General features: G+C 48.3%; 13 protein-coding genes. 11 read left to right on the top strand and 2 right to left on the bottom strand.

Annotation, left to right across the window (positions count from 1 at the left end; translation table 11 throughout):
* The first annotated feature begins 173 nt into the window (after positions 1 to 173).
* The 3 genes from BMY09_RS13170 to BMY09_RS13160 all read left to right on the top strand — a co-directional run bounded on the left by BMY09_RS13170 (position 174) and on the right by BMY09_RS13160 (position 3943).
* On the top strand, positions 174 to 1817 hold the full coding sequence (locus tag BMY09_RS13170) for a fatty acid--CoA ligase (RefSeq protein WP_091358996.1): 1644 nt from the start codon (positions 174 to 176) through the stop codon (positions 1815 to 1817).
* A 165-nt stretch (positions 1818 to 1982) separates the two neighbouring features.
* Positions 1983 to 3293 (top strand): sulfite oxidase, encoded by a 1311-nt coding sequence (locus BMY09_RS13165; protein ID WP_217647439.1) that lies wholly within the window; start codon positions 1983 to 1985, stop codon positions 3291 to 3293.
* 11 nt (positions 3294 to 3304) lie between these two features.
* Positions 3305 to 3943 (top strand): c-type cytochrome, encoded by a 639-nt coding sequence (locus BMY09_RS13160; RefSeq protein WP_091358991.1) that lies wholly within the window; start codon positions 3305 to 3307, stop codon positions 3941 to 3943.
* A gap of 16 nt (positions 3944 to 3959) precedes the next feature.
* On the opposite strand, the gene BMY09_RS13155 is transcribed toward BMY09_RS13160, so the two are convergent.
* Positions 3960 to 4442 carry a DUF1294 domain-containing protein gene (locus BMY09_RS13155; protein WP_091358988.1) on the bottom strand — a complete coding sequence of 161 codons (483 nt, stop codon included), beginning with the start codon at positions 4440 to 4442 and terminating at the stop codon, positions 3960 to 3962.
* 159 nt (positions 4443 to 4601) lie between these two features.
* Here BMY09_RS13155 and BMY09_RS13150 point away from each other — a divergent pair, with 159 nt between their 5' ends.
* Entirely contained in the window at positions 4602 to 5027 is a 426-nt protein-coding gene (locus BMY09_RS13150) for a TA system antitoxin ParD family protein (RefSeq protein WP_091358985.1), read from the top strand.
* Complete coding sequence (locus BMY09_RS13145; RefSeq protein WP_245756581.1) at positions 5017 to 5598, top strand: ATPase; 582 nt, start codon at positions 5017 to 5019, stop codon at positions 5596 to 5598. Before BMY09_RS13150 ends, BMY09_RS13145 begins: the two co-directional genes overlap by 11 nt.
* 36 nt (positions 5599 to 5634) lie before the next feature.
* Here BMY09_RS13145 and BMY09_RS13140 read toward each other — a convergent pair whose 3' ends face one another.
* Positions 5635 to 6441, bottom strand: coding sequence for an ion transporter (locus BMY09_RS13140; protein WP_175483537.1), 807 nt, complete (start codon positions 6439 to 6441; stop codon positions 5635 to 5637).
* 474 nt (positions 6442 to 6915) lie between these two features.
* Here BMY09_RS13140 and BMY09_RS13135 point away from each other — a divergent pair, with 474 nt between their 5' ends.
* From BMY09_RS13135 to BMY09_RS13110, 6 genes are all read left to right on the top strand, one after another.
* Entirely contained in the window at positions 6916 to 9231 is a 2316-nt protein-coding gene (locus tag BMY09_RS13135) for a diguanylate cyclase (protein ID WP_091358982.1), read from the top strand.
* Between the two features lie 375 nt (positions 9232 to 9606).
* The gene (locus BMY09_RS13130; RefSeq protein WP_175483536.1) at positions 9607 to 11706 is read left to right on the top strand and encodes a bifunctional diguanylate cyclase/phosphodiesterase; all 2100 of its coding nucleotides are present in this window, start codon (positions 9607 to 9609) and stop codon (positions 11704 to 11706) included.
* 320 nt (positions 11707 to 12026) lie between these two features.
* A complete protein-coding gene (locus tag BMY09_RS13125) occupies positions 12027 to 14438 on the top strand; it encodes a type I restriction-modification system subunit M (protein ID WP_091358976.1) in 2412 nt (803 codons plus the stop codon).
* Positions 14435 to 15832, top strand: coding sequence for a restriction endonuclease subunit S (locus BMY09_RS13120; RefSeq protein WP_091358973.1), 1398 nt, complete (start codon positions 14435 to 14437; stop codon positions 15830 to 15832). Before BMY09_RS13125 ends, BMY09_RS13120 begins: the two co-directional genes overlap by 4 nt.
* Positions 15829 to 16803 carry a DUF5655 domain-containing protein gene (locus tag BMY09_RS13115; RefSeq protein WP_091358971.1) on the top strand — a complete coding sequence of 325 codons (975 nt, stop codon included), beginning with the start codon at positions 15829 to 15831 and terminating at the stop codon, positions 16801 to 16803. The genes BMY09_RS13120 and BMY09_RS13115 overlap by 4 nt, the downstream gene beginning before the upstream one ends.
* 4 nt (positions 16804 to 16807) lie before the next feature.
* Positions 16808 to 17449 carry a hypothetical protein gene (locus BMY09_RS13110; RefSeq protein ID WP_091358968.1) on the top strand — a complete coding sequence of 214 codons (642 nt, stop codon included), beginning with the start codon at positions 16808 to 16810 and terminating at the stop codon, positions 17447 to 17449.
* Positions 17450 to 17481: the final 32 nt, after the last annotated feature.

Below are 17481 nucleotides of genomic sequence, written 5' to 3'. Positions count from 1 at the left end.
TTATCTTCATAACGGCTCTGCACAAAGAAGATAATTATCCATCTATCAGGCACTTAAAAGACGTGATAGGGTCGAATTATCAGATTTAACCTTGTGGGCGAGGTCCATAAAATCGTAACGACTACGATGACGCGATGCGTCAGAGGGAAATAACCATTCACCGAGGGAAAGCGATGAAAACAAAAATAATAGAACCTGCTGAGAATGCCTACCATTACCCGCTGCTGATTAAAAATCTGCTGCTATCGGGTAAGCGATATCAGCCCGACCAGGAGATTGTCTATAGCGATCTGTTCCGCTATGACTACCGCACTCTCTATCAACGTATCTGCAAGCTGGCGCATGTCTTAACTGATGCTGGCGTAGAGCCGGGTGACACCGTGGCACTGATGGACTGGGATAGCCATCGTTACCTGGAGGCCTACTTTGCTGTACCGATGATTGGCGCCATTTTACACCATGTTAATGTGCGTCTAAGCCCTGATCAGATCCAATACACGATGGACCATGCAGAGGACAAGCTGGTGCTGGTTCATGATGATTTTGTCGCTATTGCTGAGCAGCTGTCGACAGAGTTACCCCATGTGACTGGCTTCATCCAGCTAACTGACGAAGACCAGCCAGTAGCGACCTCTCTGAACATATTTGGCGAATATGAAACGCTGCTAAAAGGCGCCAGCGACCAGTATGAGTTTCCAGATTTCGATGAAAACTCGGTGGCAACCCTGTTTTACACCACCGGTACCACCGGTAACCCCAAAGGGGTGTACTTCTCCCATCGCCAGTTGGTGTTGCATACCCTGAATGGTGCGGCAACCCTGGGACTTTATGATGGGCAGCCAATGCTGCGTTCGGATGATGTCTATATGCCGATGACGCCGATGTTTCATGTACATGCCTGGGGCGTGCCTTATATCGCCACGCTGTTGGGGGTTAAGCAGGTTTATCCGGGCCGTTATGAACCCAATAAGCTGGTGAAGCTTTATCGTGATGAGAAGGTGACCTTCTCCCATGGCGTGCCGACGGTACTACAGATGATTCTCAACTGTGAAGAGGCTAAAACCACGGATATGACTGGCTGGAAAATGGTCACCGGGGGCAGCGCCCCGACACTGGCCCTGGCACAGCAGATGGCCGAAAAAGGGATTCTCTTCCATACCGCCTATGGTATGTCCGAAACCTGCCCACTGTTAACCACAACCTACATGCAGCCGGAAGCCCGTGAGCTTGATATGATCGATCAGATGCCGTTGCGCATCAAAACAGGTGTGCCTAATGCCATGGTTGATCTGCGGATTGTAGACCCTGCTGGCAACGAAGTCCCCCATGATGGCGAAGCGGTAGGGGAGGTTGTGGTACGGGCTCCCTGGCTGACTCAGGGGTACTATAAAGAGCCAGAAAAGGGCGCTGAGCTCTGGCAAAACGGCTGGTTGCATACCGGTGATGTGGCATCGATGGATGAAGCCAATGTACTGGAAATTAAAGACCGCATTAAGGATGTCATCAAAACCGGGGGAGAGTGGATCTCTTCGATTGAACTGGAGAGCCTGATCAGCCAGCACCCTCTGATTTCAGAAGTCGCAGTGGTGGGTGTTCCTGATGAAAAATGGGGTGAACGGGCCTTTGCTATGATTGTTCCTGTCGCGGGCAATACCGTTGACGCTGACGCAATCCAGGCACATCTTCAGCAGTTTGTTGACAGTGGCAGAATTAACAAATGGGCTATCCCAGAAAAGATCAGTGTGGTGTCAGATATACCAAAAACCAGTGTTGGTAAGCTCAATAAAAAGGTGATTCGTCAGCAGTACAGCGGCTAAGTTAGCGCCCCTCATCTGGGGCCAGCTTTCAGCCTTCATCCGTGCTCCGGTTTATATTTCAGCTGAGTTAGGTAATTGTCGATTTTTTAACTAAGCTATATTAGCTGTTATTAATATTCGAAAAAAAACGCTCTCCTGACAATAAAAAAACCGGAGCTAATGACGATGAACACCAAGAATAAAAAATCGGTAGGCTTACACGCGTTATATGAAGAAGACCCTGCCACCGCAGACCTGAAGGTTTTCGGACGTGTCGCTAATCAGGACCGGCGTGGCTTTCTACGCGGGGCAGGTCTCACCAGTATGGCAGCGCTGTTGGGCGTGTCATTTATTCCCTACCACCGCAACATGCCTCAGGGTCTTATTCCCGCAGCGATGGCCGATGATACCACCCCGTTCTCTATCGAAGGGAAAGAGGGACTAACCATTCTTAATGACCGTCCGGTCAATGCGGAAACACCCGCACACCTGCTGGACGATGCGGTCACACCCACCAGCCGTCACTTCATTCGTAATAATGGCGTCCCTCCCGTTGAGGTTGATGCGGACAGCTGGCAGCTGACGATCGATGGGCTGGTTGAAAAGCCGCTCACGTTGTCCATTAAAGATCTGCAGGATAAGTTTGAGGTGGTTACCCGACCGGTTGTCGTCGAGTGCGGTGGTAATGGCCGTGCGGCCTTTGACCCACCTGCCAGTGGTAATCAGTGGACCTATGGTGCGGTTGCCTGCGCTGAATGGACCGGTGTCCGCTTAGCCGATGTACTCAAGGCTGCCGGAGTTAAACCCGGCGCGGTGTATACCGCTCACCACAGCGCCGATAAACACCTGTCCGGCAAAGAGGGCAAAGAAGCGATCTCCCGCGGTGTGCCTATCGAGAAAGCGATGGACCCCAATAACCTGATCGCGTTTGCCATGAATGGTAAACCGATCCATCCAATGAACGGCGCACCATTGCGACTGATCGTTCCCGGCTGGCCCGGCTCCTGTTCACAGAAATGGCTACAGCGCATCAATATCCGTGATCAGGTACATGACGGTGCCAAAATGACCGGTACCGCCTATCGCGTACCCAAACACCCGGTTGCAGCAGGGGAAAAGGTCCCTAAAGAAGACTTTGTTATCATCGAGCGGATGCCGGTCAAGTCCCTGATCACACATCCGGCCACCGGAACCATGCTCAACGAAAAAGCCCTGGAAGTGCGCGGCAACGCCTGGTCCGGCGAGCGTAAAATCACCCAGGTGGAGATCTCCATCGATTTCGGTGCCACCTGGATCACAGCCGAGCTGGGTGAACAGCCTAACTTTGGCGCCTGGCAACGCTTCAAAGCCCAGGTGACGTTCCCTGAGTCCGGCTATTATGAAGTATGGGCCAAAGCCACCGATGACAAGGGTGTCAGTCAGCCATTCGGGATCGCCTGGAACCCCAAAGGCTATCTCAACAACAGTATGCACCGGGTGGCAGTCAGAGTCAGTTGACAGGGTTCGATATGATCAGACAACTCACCACCGCACTGCTATTCAGCGTGCTTGCCGGGTCGGTTGGCTCTCAGTCAGCTTTTGCCGATCAGGCAAACCTTGCAGCCAGAGGCCAACAGCTGGTCCTGGTCTGCAAGGGCTGTCATACCTTAGCAAAGGGAGAACCACACAATATTGGCCCTAACCTCTGGAATGTTGTTGGCCGAAAGGTGGGGGCAGCTGCAGGTTTTGAATACTCTGAAGCGTTTAAACAGTTTGAAGGGAGCTGGACAGAGGACAACCTGAAACATTATCTGGCGTCTCCTGCTACCTTCATCCCCAATAACCACATGGCCTTTTCGGGTATCAGTTCAGAAACCGATCGCTCTGCGGTGGTCGCTTATTTGAAGACACTGACTGATGATGGGCCAGTGGTAGGGGCCTCCAGCAGTTTCGACTATGGCGGGCTAAAAGAGGGGGTTGGACGGGAAGATGTTTACACGGTCTGTTCTCGCTGCCACTCCATTATGCTGGTGAAACAGCAGGGCATGAGTCGCTCCCGCTGGACGGACACTCTGGTGTGGATGGTAGAAGAGCAGGGCATGGATGAACTACCAGCCGATCAGCATGAACGTATTCTCGATTATCTGGCAAAATATTACGGAGGGTAGTCGTTGCAAGCCTGCCTCAGGGGATATAAAAGAGGATTGCATAGAACAACACCAGGTTAACGGTAAAAGCCACCCATGTTTTTGCCCGAAAACCGGGCTTCACCGTCTTGTGATGGAAATACTTCTGCGATACCAGCGCACCGCCTGCACCACCCAAAAAGGACAGGCTGTGCAGCACAACTTCCGGAGCACGCGAAGTGTGCACAAGGAATGATCTGCGTTTATCCAGCCAGTAATAAAATGGCATAACGACAAAATTCATACCGATCATCTGGCCGGTCAATAGCCCCCGTAAACTCAGCGCGTCATCAACATTCAGTTGCGCTCCCAGGTTAACTATAAGCAGGGCGGCGACAGATGACATAAACAAGCCATTGGTTAGCCAGGTGGCAATCACCGTAGAGGAGAAAAAACGAAGAATCAGCCAGAGGCTGAGCCAGAATAAGACTATCTGAAGCGGGATAACCAGCATAGATATGTCAGATAGAATAGTGTCCATGAACACTCCTTGCCGCGTGATCACTGCTGATTTGATGTCAGCCCCGTCGTCTGGCCGCAATATTAATCCTAAAGCGGCGACGAGGAAACGGGGAATGACTGGTATTCGCGTAGCGATCTGCTACAATTTTTTAAGTTAACCCATAGGGAGAAAGTCATCATGGCAAAAGCACACTCTCCGCTGCGTTTAGAAGCGCAGTTAGTTGAAAAGGCCACCCTGGCAGGCAAGCAGTTACATCGTTCAACCGCAGAGCAGATTGAATATTGGGCGGATATAGGCCGAAGCGTTGCCAATGTCATCAGCCCCGATACGCTGATGCAGGTGTGTGCAGGCCTTGCCCGGGTGCGTATCGAGCCCGTTGTTGGCCCGGCAGTTGACCCTGATGTATTGTTCGAGGCTCTTGAAAATGATCGCACAAGCGGCCGCCTGAGCGATGACATTACCGCTGCATCGTTACGTTATCAGGCATCCGCCAGCCATCCGGGGTTGTTGGAGCAGATAGACAGCGATGGACACGTTTCTCTGGGGCAGTTCCGTAACGGCCAGTTTCAGGTAGAAAAAGGACTCGATACCGGTGCAGCCTAAACAGCTGTGGATGCTGACAGGGGGGAATGGTGCCGGTAAAAGCACCTTTTACCGAAAGTTTCTGCAACCGTTGGGGATGCCTTTCGTCAATGCCGACATCCTGGCAAAGCAACTGTTTCCGGATGACCCCGAAGGCAACAGCTATACCGCAGCACAACTGGCCGCAAATATGCGTCAACAGTTACTACTGGACGGTGCCAACTTCTGTTTTGAAACCGTTTTCTCTCACCCGTCAAAGATTGATTTCATCGCAAAAGCCAAAGCGCTCGGCTATCAGATTATTCTGGTACTGATTCATGTTCAGTCCAGCGCGCTTAACCATGCACGCATCAGTCAGCGAGTAGAAGAGGGCGGGCACTTTGTGCCTGAAGAAAAAGTGGAAGGCCGCATCCCCAGAACGTTAATCAATGTTCGTGCGGCTCTGCCGTTGTGTGATCAGGTGAGGATTCTGGATAACTCCAGCTCTACCGACCCTTTCCGCCAGATTGCCACTATCCGCCAGCAGGTGCTGACCTCACACATTGATCCGCTGCCCGACTGGGCGGCGGAACTGCTGACCGACCTCGTCTAATCAGCCAGGAGGCATCAGCGATTCAGTAAAAAACCGCTACTTTGTCTGCTGTTTCAGCAGCAACTTAATCTCTTCGAGTTGCTGTTGCAGATCAGCAATGGTGGGCTCATGGGCGTCGATCGCCGCCTGTTTTCTGACCTTAGCGTGCTCCTCATCCAGAACATTCACCACGATGCCGATTACCATATTCAGAAACGCAAACGCCGTGAAAAAGATAAAGGTCAGGTAGTAGATCCAACTGAGCTTATAGACCGTCATCGTTTCATACATGACATCGGTCCAGTCCTCAAATGTCATCACCCGGAACAGGGTCAGCAACGAGATAGTGATGTCGCCCCAGAGCTCAGGATTGATATCTTCAAACAGCGTACTACCGATGGCAGCGTAGATATAAAAGATGATAAACATCAACAGGATAACATAACCAAGCTGAGGCATCGCTTTAATCAGGGAGTTGAGCAGCAGGCGCAGTTCAGGGATAACAGAAACCATCCGCAACACCCGGAAAACCCGAACCAGACGAGCCACCAGTGCCATATCAGTGTTATCAATCGGAATCAGGCTGATGGTGACAATCAGTGTGTCAAAAATATTCCAGGGATTTTTGAAAAAGTCCTTTTTATTCTCTTCCCCCAGGAAGCGAATACTGATCTCAATCAGAAAGAAAACCGTAATCAGACGGTCAAGCCAGACAACCAGCGTGATTGCTAAAGGGGAGAGTTCATAGGTTTTGGCACCCACTAACAAAGCTGAACTGATAATCACAATCACAACAAATAGCTCAAACGCTTTGTTGCTTCTCAGGGTAGTAAATTTAGACTGAAGCCGGGCAAAATCAATCATGCTAAAAAGTTCCAGAATCACTAAGAGCTTATAATAAGTGCTTATAAATGGGTTTGCGGGATGAAAGATAACCGAAGCTATTTTTGAAAGCGACATTTAATGAAGAAATGAAACCGCCTGAGTACATGCCAAGCGAAGCCAGTAAACGGAACAAAACGAGAAACAGAGCGTGCCAGCATCCACAACGCCATCGTCCTGAAACGGTAAATAGTTCTGACACACCTCAAGAGCCTTTCACAAAAGCGCTAAAATGATGGATTTTAGCACCGTCTTTAGACTAGCCTTAACGCAGGAGAAACAGACAATAAACCGGATTTTTAACGACAAAAGAATAAAAGAATAGCCTCAATTCGTTGACCGCTGCGTCATACACCAATAAAGTGGATTGGTTTTATGGAAGCCAGACGACGAACGTATAAGTAGCACTACCACCCAGAAAAGTGATTGCCAGGAAGGCTTTTTGAGATGTAACAGATGAACAAAATTCCGGTTAACGGCTCCGATGATGATTACCGTATCGAGAAGCTACTTGATATAACCTGCTTTGCAGAGCTGCTGGAAGGTTATTATCAGGCGACCGGAATACCGAATGGCCTGGTCGGGCCTGGGGGTGAACTGATCACCCAAGCCGGCTGGATCGATGCCTGTACACGTTTTCATCGCGGTCACGAAGAGACAAACCGCCGTTGCGTCGAAAGCAATTGCACCCTCCTCGAACAGGCCCAGACTCAAAAAGTTTGTAACTCTCTTTGTAAAAATGGCCTCTATGACTACGCCACCCCCATCAATATCGACGGTAAGCATGTTGCCACCCTGTTCATGGGACAACTACTGCATCAGCCGCCCGATCTTAGCTATTATGAGCAACAGGCAGAACGCTTTAATTACGACAAAGCAGCCTATATAGAGGCCATTAAACAGGCTCCGGTCATCCCTAAAGCGCAACTGGAAAAGCAGCTGAATCATATGGTCCAGGTGACCACTGTGCTGGCCCAAAGCGCACTGAGCGCTATCAGAGAGCACCACCTTCAGGAAGCCCTCAGCCACAGTAAAAAGCAACGTATTGAGATAAAAGACCTGCTTGATAATTCACCCACAGGTATCAGTTGGTGCGACGAAGCATGCAATATCGAATATATTAATCACACATTTACCCGGATACTGGGCTACACCCTGGAAGATCTTCCAGATGTAGATAGCTGGTATAAGGCAGCGTATCCAGACCCTGAAGTCCGTCATCCGATAGAGAAAATATTTAAGAGATGGCTCTACAGTCAGAAAAAAAGTAACGGCGCCTTTATGCCCCCCCTTACTACGGAAAGTACTGTCCGCTGTAAGGATGGCACCAGCAAAAGAATCTCAAGTCAGGTATCGGCCGTTAATCAGAAAATACTCTACAACTGCATCGATATCACAGAGAAGTGGCGAATCGAACAACGCAACCTGACCCGCAACAGAATGATGGAGCGGGTTGCGCAGGGGGAACAACTACGCAGTATCATGCATCAGTTGATAACCGATATTGAGTCAGACGATCCCTCAATTCGCTGCAGCATTCTGTTATTGGATGCCGAAGGCAGGCATCTGTTAAATTGTGCGGCACCCAGCCTCCCTGATTTTTATAACGAAGCGATTCATGGCGTTGAGATAGGCGAGGGGGTTGGCTCCTGCGGTACAGCGGCCTTTCTCGGTAAACGGGTTATCGTTGAGGATATTGACACCCATCCATACTGGGCTCCCTATCGTGAACTGGCAGCCCGGGCCGACTTGAGAGCGTGCTGGTCCGAACCCATTATCTCTTCCACGGGTCGCGTCCTGGGTAGTTTTGCAATCTATCACAATACGCCTAATAAGCCGGACGATCACGATATTCAAATGATATCCTTTGCAGCTAATCTGGCATCTATCGCAATAGAAACCCTCAAAAATCGGGAAGAACTGGTACGCAGCGAACAAGCCTACCGCAGTCTGGCAGAGAACGCTCCGGATGCGATCGCACGCTATGATGGAGTTGGCGATCTGATCTACACCAACCCAAACTTCGCTGCGCTGTTCGCAAGCGATATATCAGAAAATGACAGCTATCTTGAACATTACCGTTCAGTCATCAAAAAAGTGATCAAAACCGGCACCCCTCAGCAGGTTGAGATCTGCATCCACACAGGATCAAGCCAGCGATATCTGATGTTTAATATCGTTAGCGAAGAGAATGAAGGAGGAGGGGGAGCACTGGCCATCGGGCGGGATATAACATTGCACCGGGAGATGGAGCATAAGCTGGAGAAGCAAGCCCGATCCGATTTCCTGACCCAGCTTATCAACCGGCGTCATTTCTTTGAACTGGCAAACCGGGAGATGCTGGTTGCCAGCCGTTATAACAATGCACTGTCTCTCATCATGTTTGATCTTGACCATTTTAAGCAGGTCAACGATACCTACGGACACGCCATTGGCGATCTGGTGCTACAAAGAATAGCGGATGTCAGCCTGACGACTGTTCGCGCTGCGGATATTCTTGCCCGGTTAGGCGGCGAGGAGTTCGTTGTGCTGATGGTGCAGACCAGCCATGATGAGGCCCTGCAAAGCGCTGAAAGACTCCGGCAGGCAATAGCCAGCACAAACATCGCGCTGGGCAGCGGTGAAGCGATCTCGGTAACCGCCTCGTTTGGAGTTACGACCATACATTTTGATAGTGGTGACAGCCATACCATCAACCATATGATTTCCGATGCCGACAAAGCGATGTATCGCGCCAAACAGGAAGGACGAAATCGGGTAGTCTACGCCTGATCTGCATTGCGTAGAAAGAGACTGTCTCTGGTTGAATACCAATCGGGTATTGTTCAACGTCAATCATTGTTGATCACAGCAGTTTCCGGGTGAAACAATCACCATATTAGGCATTAAGGGTTCGCGGAATCCAGAAATACGACACATACTGCCTAGGACTTGTAACCATCTTACCCATGGTGATTTCATATGTGGTTGTTCAAAAAGAACATCTGGTCGATCTTCTATATTCTTACGATTTTCTTTTTGATCTGCCTGATTGCTGTTTCATACATTGGCTGGAATAACATATATAACCGGTACGAAAGATCGCAGGAGAATACGCTTAAACTGATAGCCAGTTCAACACACTCGCTGTACCAGACCCATGAGGTAATGCTGGATATTTTAGGGCAACGGTTTATTGAAGACACCCGTTATAAAAACAACATCAGCTCGATGAGAATGCTCGACGCAGCACTTCTCGAAAGCCCAGCCATCACATCAATTGCTATCGTTAACCCACAGGGAAAAATGTTATTTGCCACTCACGGTCTTGATGTGTCCAGGTTCCCCAATCTGATAGAGCAAGAGGAAAGCCGTGAATCATTTCTGGCGGTGATGCAAAGCCAGAACATGATGTTTGGCAGAACCTATTTTTTCAAGCCGTTCAATGACTGGATTGTCCCCATCAGAAAAGCGATAAGAGATAGTGAAGGCAATGTAAAGCTCGTTATTACTGCCGCGCTCAGACTGCAGGATTCATTTGGGTTTATCGTGAGGAATGCTGATAAAAACGACCGATACAACACCCTCATTATCAGAGACAATGACCAATACATACAGTATGCAAGTAACGGCACTGCTGATAATTACGAAGTGTACCGATCATCTTTTTCTGCTGAAAGACTTCAGAGCATTGAGAAGAGCTTAAGCCAGCATTATGCGCATTCAAAAGATGAACTGAAGCGCACCGGGCATATAGTATCATTCCCTTACACCGGCGATGAGAGCGTTGAATATCTGGCTTCACTGAAGTATGACGACACATACAAACTGTGGTTTCTCTCCACCACTAAAATGGATATTGTCTCCACCGCTTTTGCCAATTTGGTAAAAATCTATCTCTCTATATTTGTGGCTGTTGAGGTCATGCTTTATGCCCTGGTCCGGGTTATCTTCAACGCAGATAAGAAAAGAAACGAAGATTTACTCTATCAGGCAACCCATGATCAACTCACGGGGATGCCAAACCGGAGCTATCTACAGACCAATATCTATAACTGGATTCATGACGTTACTCAGCCATTCAGTCTTCTGTATATAGATTTAGATCGCTTCAAAAGTATCAATGACAGCTTTGGCCATCAGTGTGGTGACCAGCTACTGCTGGACCTTGCCAGAAGACTTCAGTCAGTCCAGCCGAAAGACTCAATCATCATCCGTCATGGGGGAGATGAATTTGTGGTGTTAACCCCGTCAGTCGACACAGATGAGGTGATGGCGCTCTCCCGAAAAGTAATTGAAACCATCTGTAAACCCTACAGGGTCAACAATTTGAAGTTGCATATCGGGGCCAGTATCGGTATTGCACAATATCCAATCCATGGTGAAAGTTTTGATATCCTGCTGCGATCTGCTGATATAGCGATGTATGAATCGAAAAAAATTAAAAACAGTATCCACCTGTTTGAAGACAAGATGGAAGAGGGCTATCTGCAAAACGTCAAAATCGAGCAAGCTCTGCGTAGTGCGATCTCCGATGATGAACTCTTTATGGTTTATCAGCCCCAGGTCACCCCGGAAGGGGATTTCTATGGCGTTGAAGCGCTGCTGCGCTGGCAAAGCGCTACCTTAGGGTTTGTCCCGCCTGATCGTTTTATATCTGTCGCCGAGACCTCTGGTCAGATGCCCGCCATCGGCAACTTTATCACGCAGCAAACCCTCAAAGATGTGAAAGAGGTTCAGAGCACACTGAACCGGTCTTTTCATACCTCAATAAACATCTCAGTGCGTCAGCTGATGGAGGTGGGCTTTGCCGAACGATTTATTCAGAGTATACAAACGAATAACCTCGATAACGCCTCGATTACCCTGGAGATTACCGAAAGCCTGTTCATCGAGGATATTGATCACATCGTGCCTTTACTGCAGGAGTTTAAGGACCATGGCCTCGAGATCTCCATGGATGATTTTGGCACCGGCTATTCATCACTGAGCGTCCTCCGCCGCCTGCCCATCGACGAACTGAAGATCGACAAGAGCTTTATCGACGTTATGTTCGTCGATGAATCCTCCCAGAAGATGGTGCAAAATATCATCATGATCGGCAAAAATCTGGAAATGGACATCGTCGCTGAGGGGGTAGAGACTCAGGAACAGGTGAATATTCTCAAAGCGTTTGGCTGCGACCGGATACAGGGCTATCACTTTGCCAAACCGATGAGAAAAGAGGCGTTAGTTCAGTATATTGAGGAACATGATATTGTTTCCTGACCAGCACAGCAGGTGATAGCGTCCCCCGTTTAAAGCAACATAGGCTGCGTCGAGAACTGAGAATAACGAGATCATGGATTGGTTCCTTTTTACTCTGATGCAAAACCTGACTCGCAGGTCTCTAATACATTTGCGAGACATAGTATCTACGCTGGAAAACTCCAGCTTGAGACAGAACAAGGGCAGAGTTTTGGAGGTCAGCAGTACCCTGAGCACTGTCGCTGTAGTACACTGATTTCCATTCAAAAAAGAGGCAGCGGACGCTTCATCTCTTTCCCCGCTGGCTCTGCTAATACGTTGTAATAAGGCAAAGCGATTTCATGACTAATTTCTCTCAAACGGCTGCATTTATCTGGTCAGTGGCCGATCTTCTGCGTGGTGATTTCAAACAGAGTCAGTATGGGCGGGTGATTCTGCCTTTTACGCTGCTGCGGCGTCTTGAATGTGTGCTGGAGGCAGATAAACAGGCGGTGTTGGATGCCTGCGATAAAGTAAAGATGATGAACCTGCCTGAAGATAATTTTGAGAAACAGGTCATTCATTTAGTAAAAAAACAGACTGGTGTTGATGGATTCAACTTCTTTAACTCCTCCCCCATGTCTCTCGATAAGCTGGGTGAAACAGGGATTAAAGATAACCTGGACAACTATGTTCAGTGTTTTTCTAAAGATGCCCGTGAGATCTTTGAATACTTTAAGTTTGATGAGTTTGTTGGCCTGCTGAGTGATGCCAACCTGCTGTATAAAGTGGTGCAGAAGTTTGCTAATACCGATCTGAGTCCTCATGCCATTTCCAATCACGAGATGGGCCTGGTATTTGAAGAGCTGATCCGCCGTTTTGCCGAGAGTTCTAATGAGACAGCAGGGGAGCACTTTACCCCACGGGATATTGTCCGTCTGACTACCTCATTGGTGTTTATGGAAGACGACGAAGCACTGACCAAAGAGGGCATTATCCGCACTATCTATGACCCTACGGCGGGTACGGGGGGTTTTCTCTCCAGTGGTATGGAGTATGTGCATGAACTGAATGCCAATGCGGTTATGCGGGCGTTTGGACAAGAACTGAACCCTGAGTCTTACGCTATCTGTAAAGCGGATATGCTGATCAAAGGTCAGGATGTCAGCCGCATTAAGCTGGGCAACACCCTGTCCAATGATCAGCTCTACGCCGATAAGTTTGACTATATGCTCTCAAATCCGCCGTTTGGGGTGGATTGGAAAAAGGTCGAGGGTGAGATTAAGGACGAGCATACCCTGAAAGGCTTTGCCGGTCGTTTCGGGCCTGGTCTGCCCCGGGTGTCTGATGGTTCACTGCTGTTTCTGATGCACCTGATCAGCAAACTGCGCGACACCTCTGTTAACGCTTCAGGCAGTCTTGAGGGAAAGGTTGAGGGCGGCGGCCGTATCGGTATTATCCTTAATGGCTCACCTCTGTTTACCGGCGGGGCAGGCAGCGGGGAGAGTGAGATCCGCCGCTACGTGCTTGAAGCCGATCTGCTGGAAGCGATTATCGCGTTGCCGAATGATATGTTTTACAACACCGGCATCGCCACCTATGTCTGGGTGCTGTCGAATAAAAAATCAGCCGAGCGCAAGGGTAAAGTGCAGCTGATTAACGCAGTTAATCTCTGCGGCAAGATGCGTAAATCGTTAGGCTCAAAACGCAATGAGATGAGTGCGGATGATATTCGTATCATCACCCGCTGTTTTGGCGAATTCGAAACCGTTGATCATCAGCTATTGGATAAACCTGCTGATCAGAAGAGCAGCCGTGGCCGCCAGGCAGGCTCTTCTTCAGGGCTTAGTCCTAAGCTTGAATCAGCGAAAACCTTCTCCAGTAAAATATTTGCTTCAACCGACTTCGGTTATCGTCGTATTACCATCGAGCGCCCACTGCGTCTGTCGGTACAGATCAGCGATGAACGGTTGGAAGAGCTGCGTTTTGCGCCAAAGCCTTTTAACGCGCCGATGCGCTGGATCTGGCTGGCGTATGGTCGGGATTGGGATGATGCAAGTTACGGACAACTGTCTGACTATGCTACAGAGATAAGGGCAGAGCTGAAAGCCAGTTACCCCGAACTGAAAGAGAAACAGATTAAAGAGCTGCTCGACAGCAAACTCTGGCTCAGCCAGCAAAGCCTGCTGCATAAAGGCTATGAGTTGCAGGGCGGGCTCGGTTCATCAATGGGTACTAACGCCGTTATCGATAACCCTTGTGATGACTTCAACCGGTTTGAAGACGAGCTGAAACTCGCCATGAAACAGACAGGCGTGAAGCTGGATGCCAAAGAGAAGAAGCAACTACTGGACGCCATAAGCTGGAAAAACCCAGAGGCACAGCCTGTTATCAAAAAAGTGCTGAAAGAAAGATCGCAACCCAAATACGGAGCTTTTGATACAACCATCAATGGCAAACCCGCCGTGGTGGAATACCAGCCTGATGGTGATTTGCGAGACAATGAAAACGTACCGCTCGATCCTTCTCAGCCCACTCAAAGCCTGATCGAAAGCTACTTCGACCGTAAAGTAGCACCCCATGTGTCTGATGCCTGGATCGATGCGAATAAGCGTGATGATAAAGACGGTGAGATCGGCATTGTCGGTTATGAGATTCCGTTTAATCGACATTTTTATGTGTACCAGCCGCCACGTAGCCTGGAAGAGATTGATGCGGATCTGGATAAGGTGAGTGCGGAGATTATGAACCTGCTAAGGGAGGTTCACTCATGATGGATTTGAAATATCAAATTTATCCTGATTATCGCAATCCAAACATTGAATGGATAAAAGAAATCCCAGCAGATTGGGCTATAAGCTATTTGGGTTTTGAATGTTCGGTTAAAGCTAGACTTGGCTGGAAGGGGCTCAAGGCTGAAGAATATGTTGACGAGGGCTATATATTTCTTGCAACTCCAAATATTAAAAATAGTGAGATTGATTTCAACCATGTAAACAGAATTACAAAAAATCGTTACTATGAATCTCCAGAAATTATGTTAGAACTTGGGGATATTCTTGTAACTAAAGATGGATCGACCACTGGAACGACTAATATAGTAAAACATCTCCCAGAGCCTGCCACGGTAAATAGTTCAATTGCCGTATTACGAAGTGCCGGGGGGCTTCAAAGTAACTTTTTGTATTATTTCTTTGTCTCTGAATATACTCAAAATATTATTAATAGAATGCGGGGAGGAATGGGAGTGCCTCATTTATTCCAAGCAGATCTACGTAAGTTTAATATATTGGTACCGCCTAAAAAAGAACAGCAACAAATCGCCAACTTCCTCGACCACGAAACCGCTAAGATCGACACCCTGATCGATAAGCAGCAGCAACTGATTAAACTGCTGAAGGAGAAGCGTCAGGCGGTGATCAGCCATGCCGTCACCAAAGGCTTAAACCCCAACGTCCCGATGAAAGATTCAGGTGTTGAGTGGTTGGGAGATGTGCCTGAGCATTGGGATGTTTCTCGTATAAAGCACCACACAAGGTTATTTGAACAAGGCTGGAGTCCTCAGTGTGACTCACGCCCAGCTGATGGTAATGAATATGGTGTATTGAAGGTTGGTTGTGTAAATAATGGCACATTTAACTCGATGGAGAATAAAGCCTTGCCTGCGGAGCTTACGCCTCAGCTGCAGTACTTAATTCGAAAGGGTGATTTGCTTATTTCAAGAGCAAATACGAAAGAGTTAGTTGGAAGCGCTGCCGTTGTAGAGGAATCACACAATAATCTAATTCTATGTGACAAACTATACAGGCTTCGATTTGATCAGAATGTAAATTCACAATTTATTTCATATTACTTGGCACTTCCAATCGTCCGACAGCAAATAGAACTGGGGGCAACCGGTGCAAGTCATTCTATGCAAAACATTGGTCAATCTACTATTAAAGAATTACCTGTTTTGATTCCACCAATTTCAGAAGCCAATGCGCTCTTTGAAGAGTTAAAGATAAAAACCAATAAATTTGACGACATTCTTTTAAAATCTGAAGCAAGCATCATACTGTTAAACGAGCGCCGCACAGCTCTAATCTCAGCCGCCGTCACAGGTAAAATCGACGTGCGTAACTGGACGCCTGAACAATCTCAACCCAGCATGGAAGCCACCGCATGAGCGATATCAAACTCTTCTCGATTAACGCCGACAGCGTTTATGAACTGGCGGGGCGCAGTGCGCTGCTGGAAAAAGAGCTGCAACAACTGATCGAAAGTCAGCTGGAAACCTTTCTCGGCGTGCGTTTTCTTGCCAGCGAATACAGTACCGGCAAGACCCACAAAGGGCGGATCGATTCGCTGGGGTTGGATGAAAACAACTGCCCTGTGATTATCGAATACAAACGCCATAGCAATGAGAATGTGATCAATCAGGGGTTGTTCTACCTCGACTGGTTGCTGGATCATCAGGCGGAGTTCCAGTTGCTGGTGATGAAACAGTTGGATAAAGAGGTGACCGAATCAATCGAGTGGAGCGGTACACGACTGATCTGCATCGCGGCGGATTTCAACCGCTATGATGAACATGCGGTACAGCAGATCAATCGGAATATCGAACTGATGCGCTACCGTTACTTTGGTAATGACCTGCTGTTGCTGGAACTGGTGAATGCGCAAACCGCCGATGCCAGCACCCCGAAGAAGGTTGCGTCTCAAAGCAGCAGGGCAACATCAAATACAGACAGCCGGGGCAGGTCAGGGGATAAATCCCAGGAAGAGCGGCTGGCTGAATCATCCCCGGAACTGATCAGCCTCTATAATCAGGTTTGCGAATACGCCAACGGTCTGGGTGACGAGGTGCAGCGGAAAGAGCTAAAACTCTACACCGCCTTTAAACGGATTAAGAACTTCGTCAGCGTCCTGGTATCGCCGCAAAACAAAGACCCCAGAATTCAGCTATTCCTCAAGCTCACCCCCACAGATGAGCTATTAAAACTCAATCCCACAGGCAAACCCCATGAACCTGAGTTTATCCGCGATGTATCCAACATTGGGCATTGGGGAACGGGTAATATTGAACTGAACCTACGCAGCGCCGCTGAACTCGAAACCGCCTTTGAGCTGATTTCACAAAGTTATCAGGCCAATTGAGCAGATGAAAACAACAGTATTTCAGCTGGTGAATCCAACTTTTGAAAAAGAGCTGGAAGTTTTTGGCCCTCAGGAAACTGTTTTCAGAATCCCTACACTCCCTGCTTATTCAATTATCGATTATTCCCTTGATGGAGACTATTCTCCCTATGAATCAGGAAACTATCGCGCAGTTTTTAGTCTTGAGGGCGATAGTATTCGTATCCAAGGGGTTCAAAACAAGCTCTTTCGTTCAGGTAAAGATCGCTTTGTAATTCATTACGCAGGTATTCGCGATTATTCTTTACTGTTCCCTCATATAAACGAGTCATCGTGTCGTGTGCGCTTGGGTCAATATGCTGAGGAAGCAGACATGTCATTTGAGTCTGGGGCATGGTTGTCTTTTATGATGATGGCAGGCGCTGTTATAGAGGGCTTGTTAGATAACTGCACACCAGCTTCTGCTGATTCATTTAACAAAATGATTATTAAAGCGAGACAGCTTGAAATTCTCTCAGAAGAAGATGAAACCCTCTGCCATAAGGTGAAAGAGGCAAGAAATTTAATTCACGCCAGCAAACACCCCAAAGAGTATGTAACCCGTGCTCTGGCAATGGATACATATGTTTTTTATGATGCATTAATAAAACGTCACTGGGATCACTGAAAGGCTAAGTACCTAAAGTCGTATCAAAATAA

Origin of the sequence: Amphritea atlantica, from assembly GCF_900111095.1 — a bacterium.
In the GTDB taxonomy this organism is placed as follows: domain Bacteria; phylum Pseudomonadota; class Gammaproteobacteria; order Pseudomonadales; family Balneatricaceae; genus Amphritea; species Amphritea atlantica.
This window is presented reverse-complemented; position numbering and strand designations above follow the sequence as displayed.

Excerpts from the sequence above, each read along its gene's own strand:
- BMY09_RS13170 (WP_091358996.1), top strand. The coding sequence starts at position 174 with ATGAAAACAAAAATAATAGAACCTGCTGAGAATGCCTACCATTACCCG.
- BMY09_RS13165 (WP_217647439.1), top strand. The coding sequence starts at position 1,983 with ATGAACACCAAGAATAAAAAATCGGTAGGCTTACACGCGTTATATGAA.
- BMY09_RS13160 (WP_091358991.1), top strand. The coding sequence starts at position 3,305 with ATGATCAGACAACTCACCACCGCACTGCTATTCAGCGTGCTTGCCGGG.
- BMY09_RS13155 (WP_091358988.1), bottom strand. The coding sequence starts at position 4,442 with ATGGACACTATTCTATCTGACATATCTATGCTGGTTATCCCGCTTCAG.
- BMY09_RS13150 (WP_091358985.1), top strand. The coding sequence starts at position 4,602 with ATGGCAAAAGCACACTCTCCGCTGCGTTTAGAAGCGCAGTTAGTTGAA.
- BMY09_RS13140 (WP_175483537.1), bottom strand. The coding sequence starts at position 6,441 with ATGATTGATTTTGCCCGGCTTCAGTCTAAATTTACTACCCTGAGAAGC.
- BMY09_RS13135 (WP_091358982.1), top strand. The coding sequence starts at position 6,916 with ATGAACAAAATTCCGGTTAACGGCTCCGATGATGATTACCGTATCGAG.
- BMY09_RS13130 (WP_175483536.1), top strand. The coding sequence starts at position 9,607 with ATGCTGGATATTTTAGGGCAACGGTTTATTGAAGACACCCGTTATAAA.
- BMY09_RS13125 (WP_091358976.1), top strand. The coding sequence starts at position 12,027 with ATGACTAATTTCTCTCAAACGGCTGCATTTATCTGGTCAGTGGCCGAT.
- BMY09_RS13120 (WP_091358973.1), top strand. The coding sequence starts at position 14,435 with ATGATGGATTTGAAATATCAAATTTATCCTGATTATCGCAATCCAAAC.
- BMY09_RS13115 (WP_091358971.1), top strand. The coding sequence starts at position 15,829 with ATGAGCGATATCAAACTCTTCTCGATTAACGCCGACAGCGTTTATGAA.
- BMY09_RS13110 (WP_091358968.1), top strand. The coding sequence starts at position 16,808 with ATGAAAACAACAGTATTTCAGCTGGTGAATCCAACTTTTGAAAAAGAG.